Raw genomic sequence first — 6,743 nt, 5'->3', positions numbered from 1 at the left:
TTGTCTTCCCTGCTATTTTTATTATAACGTTTTTCAGGCTGTTTATCAGAGTTCCTGCCCGCGATTCATCCCACACCTCAATGCGCAGCATGAGTGTGGGATGAATCGCGGAGGAAGCTAAAACAGGCTATGCGCGATGGTTTTGGCTAACCACAGCTCCGATAGCTGAAAGTCAGTTGACCCCTTATCGGCACTGTTCGGGATTTACCACAAATTACCCAGTTGCTACCAATCTATCCAAAAGTTGGAATTTTTTATTAGTTGACTATTTCCTGACCAGAGGTCTGGAAATTCTTCAGGGTTTCTGTCTATATCTCCTGAACCTCCCTGTTTCAGCAGCTTTACTGCTTAGATTTAGGGTATTGAGGCACACATGTTTGCCTTGTTGGGGATCTGTTATATTCTTATCCTACTTTATCACATTGGTAAGATCCTTTGGGACTCTTACCCTGCGCTTCCCATGCGACACCTAGCCAATACAGGTAAAGTGCGGGGATTTTCGCGGTTCAGCTAAGGAGCGAAATCTCCTTTGTGCTACCGATGTGATCTTAGCCTAGAAGCTTACGCTTTGCAATTTAAAAGCTAGTTTCGGTTACCCCACCCAAAGTATAAAATATGGCTAGGGACTGCGCTCAACAATTTTGTTTAATTAATTTTGACAGCTTGAGATTGGCGCAGAGACTCAATCGTTGTGATCGTATGCTCAGCCACTAAGCTAATTTCCGCCATGGTATTAAAGCGTCCAATTCCAAACCGGATCGAGGCATAAGCCAGATTTTCCGGATGTCCTAGGGCTAATAGTACGTGGGAAGGAGCTACAGTTGCTGAGGAACAAGCCGAGCCAGAAGAAACGGCGGCCACAGGGTGTAATCCTAGTAGGAGGGCTGCGCCATCTACTCCCTCCACACTAATGTTAAGGTTTCCGGATAATCGCTGGGTAGGATGACCATTGATCTTGATACCTTCTAGTTTAGAGAGAGTGGTCCACAGACCGTCCCGGAGTTCTATCAACCGTTGAGATTCTGAGGGTTGTTCTTCTAACCCCAGTTCCACAGCCTTAGCAAACCCCACAATCTGAGGGGTATAAAGTGTGCCAGAACGCATCCCTCGTTCATGTCCACCGCCATGGAGCTGGGGTGCAAGCCTTACTCTCGGGTTACGACGGCGGACATAGAGAGCCCCAATCCCCTTTGGTCCATAAATTTTATGGGCTGTCAGGGACATTAAATCAATCTTCATCGACTGCACATCCAAGGGGATTTTGCCAATAGCCTGGGCAGCATCTGTATGGAATAGTACATTATGCTGGCGACAAAGATCCCCAATTTCGGCCAAAGGCTGCAACACTCCAATTTCATTATTGGCTGCCATGACCGAGACTAAAATGGTATCAGGACGGAAAGCCTGCTCTAGCTGGCCTAAATCCACTAGTCCATCATCTTTTACCGGTAGAAATGTCACCTCAAACCCTAGGGTTTCTAAATAGTGACAGGGGTCAAGAACAGCATTGTGTTCAGTTTGCACGGTAATCAGGTGACGTCCTTTACTTAAATAAGCCTCAGCCACCCCTTTAATGGCTAGATTGTTAGCCTCTGTGGCACCACTAGTAAAAATGATCTCGACTGGTGTGGCATTGATAGCATCTGCTAGAATCTGACGCCCTTGTTTCACTGCTGCTTCAGCTTCCCAGCCATAGGTATGGCTGATACTCGATGGATTGCCAAAATGTTCAGTGAAGTAGGGTAATATTGCCTCCAACACCCGTTCATCCATAGGTGTTGTGGCATGGCAGTCTAGGTAAATTGGGCGATGCATGGTTTTTCGTTAGTTAAAAATTGCAGCTGCTACGGGATACATTATGATCAACCTCCTCCCCATGACCTGATCACCCCATCATCAGGTGATAGGGAGGAGGCGAGCACAAAGAGCGGAAAGCGCACTAAGATGTTTCACCACTCAAATTAAATTCCTAGATCTCAAGTCCACAGTTTTTGAGACTGCTTTCCTAGATCACCAAGGGCTACAGGTTAAAATCCCATTACCCAATTGTCCATTTTTTTGCAGCTTTCGCTGTTCATTCTCCTCACAACCCACTCCACCCTTTAAGAATTTAGTGCAGTTCATCAAAACGGCAATTTTGACTGAATACGCTTTAACTCTAGACATGTTGAACAGATTGATTTAATTTTCCCTGGTGTCAAAGCAGAATTAACTACACGAGTTTTGAGACCACATTTAGGACAGATGGGTTGATGATTAATGATCACCCACATGCCCCACTTGAACTCAATTACTTTTTCAAGCTCAAGCTGTTTCAGTCCTTGGGCAAGTCGCTCTTCTGAATACCGGCACTTCCTGTTCAATTCATCTTGAGTCAGTTTCCCATAGTCAGATGTACAGAGCAGATGAATGATTTTACCACAGGTTTCTTGTAAGTTACTTAATTGTTCTTGGGGAGCTACAGGCTTCTCGGGTTTGGTGTCGCGGGGAGGGCACAGTGGGTAGCTCGAGAAATTCACTCGATTGTGTGTAGTGACTTTCTGTGTAGTGACTTTCTGTGTAGTGACTTTCTGCTTCCAACGGACTAACGTTGAAGAACCACCGTGGCCACTTGTCATGGGAATGTAGCACTTATCTGACTTAATTTTGAGTTGCTGATTTTCCTGAGCAAGGGTATTGCTTTGCTTAGCCGTTACCCTGTTTTCCCAGTTCTGATGCTTTAACATATGGTGTAGATGTTCAACCCTTTTCACAACTATCCTAGTTTTGTGAAAAATATTGAACAACCGTGATTATACGTAAGATACTCTTTTGCTCACTGGGGAGTTACCACTGAGTTTTCACGGAGAAGATTAGCGATGGTCCATTCATGTTTTGGCAGGATGGTGGTATGGACGCGCTTCGCTTGTGGCGATGCGATCGCATGGTTGCCAGCTGGGGTCAATTTCGATTTCTAGTGCTCCCTAGCAAAGCCGAGAATGACCACGCCCGAGCCCACACTTACCGGATCGGGAAGTGTTACATTATGTCACCAGAACACATTGGTAAAAAAATTGGACACAAGTAAAGACAGTTCCTTAAAACACAGCAAAATTCACCAAAGGCTAAGTCAATTGATTAAGGTGCTGGCTCAAAAATTTGGTAGTGTCCGGGAACTTGCTAGACAAGTAAATGTCACTAACAACACCTTGACAAATTGGATGAATTGTGATAATACTCCCAGCTTAGAGAAGCTAGAGAGGCTGGCTAAAGGTATTGGTTGGACAACGGAAGAGTTGATCAGCTTCTTGGTCAGTGAGGAAAACCCTCTCGAAGCCATTGAGCGAAACAAGAAATCGAGTTCCTCTACTTTGACACCACCTATTTCCATGGAGCAGATTTTGGCACAGCTTCAGTGGCGACCAGTAGATCAATTAGTTGAGATTAATTTAGCGATCGCTAAACGGTTGCAAAGGGAATTCAGTGGTTCGACAGATACCACTGGCCTAGAGGAGGTGTTAAATCAGTCTCCTAAATTTGAGGAACTCAAGGGAGTTAAATTTATTTCACTGAGCTTAAAGGCAAGGCGACGATTAAAGAATTGGGTGACAATCTGCCAAAGTTATGTAGGCTTGAGTCCAGAGGAATTCATCCAAGTCGCTGTCGAGAAGCACAAAATTGACCCAGGAACCTTTGGGCTATTTTATAAGAGCATCATGGAACTTTCTAGTACTCCGTTTCCCCAGAGTTACTATGAGTGGCTTTTCCCGTTAATTTCTCCAGTGAGTGGTTGGATTGGGTCAGCACAAGAAACTCCTATTCTAGATTTTTCGAGAACTTACACAGAAACTTATACAGAACCTTGGAGTAATTTTCTTGAGAACTTAGAAGACATTAGTAATGGAGTAACTACCAAGTCTAGTTCAGTCCTGTTTTAACCAGATTTTGTTAACGGTTGACGATTGACGATTGACGGTTCACTGTCAACGGTTAAGATAAGGAAACTGTCTACAAAAAAACCGTTGCGTTAATGGTGCAGTATAGATCAAACGTTTAAATCAAAATAGCAATCCGTGTAGGAATTGTGATAATTTTTGTTCTCTGCTCCCTGCTCCCTATTCCCTTTGCTAAAGTTTAAATCAAATCGCAAACTACGCGAAAACCAAAGGAGATATATGTAACATCCGGAGCATTGAAATTGCGATAATCACTATGGCAGTAGCCGGAACTGTTGAGCCAAGACCCTCCCCTAAGCAAGCGATCCCGAGCCTCATTAGTGCTTAGCCACGCACTGCCATCGGATGGTGCCCCCTGGTGATTTTCATGCCAATGGTCAGCACACCATTCCCAGACATTGCCATGCATATCGTATAGCCCAAAGGCGTTAGCTACTTGAAAACTCCCGACGGTGGTAGTTTTCTCTCGAAAGATACCTTTTGGCTGTGAACCATCAGTGTCAGTTTGATGACCATCGTAGTTAGCCAAATTGGTGGTAATTGTTTGACCAAAGTGAAATTTTGTGGTGCTTCCAGCACGACAGGCATATTCCCATTCCACCTCACTGGGTAGCCGATAGGTACGTCCGGTTTTTTGAGACACTCTGGCACAAAATTCTACAGCGTCATACCAAGATATCTGCTCGACAGGCAGATGATCTCCTTTGAAGTGGGATGGGTCAGAATCCAATTCACGACTGACTTTGGGTAAGGAAGCAACCACTTTCCACTGTGCCTGAGTTACACTAAACTTGCCCATATACAAGGGTCTAACAGAGAACAAGTGTCTAGAAGCTGGTGAACCCATAGTGAAGGTACCGCCAGGGATAGAAACCATTTCCAGCATTACCCCGTTTCCTAAGTTTTCCTTAAAAAACTTGCCTTGATGACGGTTACGGTTGCTTATCTGACCTTGGGGATTCACTCTGACCACATCAAATTCAAAGTCCTGTAGGGATACATTGGTGACCTTCGCTTTTTGCTCTTGATTACTGGGGGATAGTGGCTTATCCTTTTCTAGCTCTTGAGTAAAATTGAGGCTCAAATGGTTAGGGGTGAGGGTGGAGGGTGAGTTTGAGAGTTGATCAATGACTGTTGCTAATACTAGTCCGACACTGCCAAAACCAGCGGCTTTGAGTAATTTCCGTTTAGTCAATACCCTCGTTAACTTTGTATTGCTTAAACCTATGGAAGACCCCTTGAAGGGAGTGGATAGTATTTTTAATAGGACTTGGCGTCGTGAGGGTGCTGGATTTATTAGTTGCTTCAGCTTGGCCAACTGCTGCAAAATCTCCCCAGTATTCCGAGGACGCTGACTGACTAAGGGAGCCATCAGTTGGTCGATAAATTCTCTGAGTTGAGGGGAGATATGAGGGGCATAGGGGTGCCATAACAATTCACTGGTATCAGGATTGTATAGAAGGGGATCCATCGGTTCCTTACCAGTGAGCAGATAAACAAAGGTGCGCCCCAAGGCAAAGAAGTCCGATTGTGGCATGGCATAGCCTTGCTCTTGTTCTGGTGGTGCGTAACCTGGAGTATGTATCTGGGTGTTTTTACCGCCAACAATGATGGTGTTAGTGACTTGCCGCACAGCCCCAAAGTCAATGAGCACCAGTTGTCCATCTTTCCTGAGAATGATATTGGATGGTTTAATATCGCGATGGAAAAAGTGCTTCTGATGGACTACATGGAGAATTTTTACCAGTTGGGATAGCCATTCCAAGGCTAAGGTTTCGTCAATAGGGTGCTTCTTTTGTTGGTGCTGATACTCCTCTAAATCTAGCCCTTCAATGTATTCGAGCACCATGCAGTGCAAGCTGATCTCGTTGTTTCTGGGAGAGAAGATAAATGTTCCTTCTGATTTGGGAATTCCTGGATGATTCAGCTGACTCAACACCCATGCTTCTTGCTCAAACAGCTCAACTGCCCGAGATTGATAGTCAGTCAAGACTTTGAGAACTTTGAGAGTGTTGTGATTACTTTTTTGATCACTGTTGTGATCAAGTACCTCATAGGTTTTACCGAAAGCACCTTTGTCACTGAGTAACCCAATCACACGATAACGTTCTGCCAAGAGTAAGTCCGAGCCACAGGCTTGGCAGAATAGGGTATCTTCTGTATTGTAAGGTTTAGAACAATCGGGATTAATGCACCAAGTCATGATTCCCTACCTACGAGCTACTGATACAAGCTACGGCGTTGGACAGGACAGCGATCGCGCTTTACTTTAGTTTTTGGTTACCAGTCCTGTTTAATACCGAAATAACAGAGGTTTTGATTGGTTTTCCCACCACCAAACTAATCGCACAAACTAATCGATAGTATGACTGCTTTGGCGCGAAATTTCAAACATTTTAAATTTTAAAAATTTAAGTAAATCCACAGTTGCTAATAATAGCTTAAGGATTTAGGAGTATGTTTATTGGCTGAAAGCCAAGGTAGTTTTAACCGGTTGGCGGTGTTATAACCACAGAGTCCACGGGGTTTTAATCCGTGAGGATGTCAATCTAATTATTAGCTTAGTCTACTAGATATTGTTTGTCATGCCAACTTGGCATGTGTTTTTGAAGACTTAGGGGAGTTAAAAAGTCCTAGATTTAGGGAGTAGGGAGTAGGGAGTAGCTCATAAGGGTAGGTTTTTTACAAAGACGTCAGGTGTGGGGTGTGGGGTGTCGGGTGTGGGGGATAAGAACATCTACCATTATTGTCGTTAAAAATCATCATTTGTTCGTTGTTTTCCTTTTCCTCTCCCTCTGGGTCGTCCCA

5 protein-coding genes are annotated in these 6,743 nt (G+C 44.4%); 2 read left to right on the top strand and 3 right to left on the bottom strand.

The window, feature by feature from the left end; all coding sequences use genetic code 11:
- Nucleotides 1-645: 645 nt before the first annotated feature.
- Nucleotides 646-1,815 (bottom strand): cysteine desulfurase family protein, encoded by a 1,170-nt coding sequence (locus AC4II3_RS16460; protein ID WP_488015961.1) that lies wholly within the window; start codon nucleotides 1,813-1,815, stop codon nucleotides 646-648.
- A 308-nt stretch (nucleotides 1,816-2,123) separates the two neighbouring features.
- The gene (locus AC4II3_RS16455) at nucleotides 2,124-2,753 is read right to left on the bottom strand and encodes a hypothetical protein (RefSeq protein WP_488015963.1); all 630 of its coding nucleotides are present in this window, start codon (nucleotides 2,751-2,753) and stop codon (nucleotides 2,124-2,126) included.
- 137 nt (nucleotides 2,754-2,890) lie between these two features.
- Here AC4II3_RS16455 and AC4II3_RS16450 point away from each other — a divergent pair, with 137 nt between their 5' ends.
- Together AC4II3_RS16450 and AC4II3_RS16445 are read left to right on the top strand one after the other, a co-directional pair.
- Nucleotides 2,891-3,067 (top strand): hypothetical protein, encoded by a 177-nt coding sequence (locus AC4II3_RS16450; RefSeq protein WP_488015965.1) that lies wholly within the window; start codon nucleotides 2,891-2,893, stop codon nucleotides 3,065-3,067.
- Nucleotides 3,054-3,917: a helix-turn-helix domain-containing protein gene (locus AC4II3_RS16445; protein WP_488015967.1), complete on the top strand. Its 864-nt coding sequence runs from the start codon at nucleotides 3,054-3,056 to the stop codon at nucleotides 3,915-3,917. The genes AC4II3_RS16450 and AC4II3_RS16445 overlap by 14 nt, the downstream gene beginning before the upstream one ends.
- 196 nt (nucleotides 3,918-4,113) lie before the next feature.
- Here the strand turns inward: AC4II3_RS16445 and AC4II3_RS16440 are convergent, their stop codons facing one another.
- Nucleotides 4,114-6,138, bottom strand: a complete 2,025-nt coding sequence (locus AC4II3_RS16440; protein ID WP_488015969.1) for an SUMF1/EgtB/PvdO family nonheme iron enzyme — start codon at nucleotides 6,136-6,138, stop codon at nucleotides 4,114-4,116.
- Between the last annotated feature and the right edge of the window lie 605 nt (nucleotides 6,139-6,743).

The sequence above is a fragment of the Moorena sp. genome (genome assembly GCF_982860115.1).
The sequence above is the reverse complement of the archived record's forward strand: the minus strand, read 5'-3'. Positions and strand labels throughout refer to the sequence as shown.

Excerpts from the sequence above, each read along its gene's own strand:
- AC4II3_RS16460 (WP_488015961.1), bottom strand. The coding sequence starts at position 1,815 with ATGCATCGCCCAATTTACCTAGACTGCCATGCCACAACACCTATGGAT.
- AC4II3_RS16450 (WP_488015965.1), top strand. The coding sequence starts at position 2,891 with ATGGACGCGCTTCGCTTGTGGCGATGCGATCGCATGGTTGCCAGCTGG.
- AC4II3_RS16440 (WP_488015969.1), bottom strand. The coding sequence starts at position 6,138 with ATGACTTGGTGCATTAATCCCGATTGTTCTAAACCTTACAATACAGAA.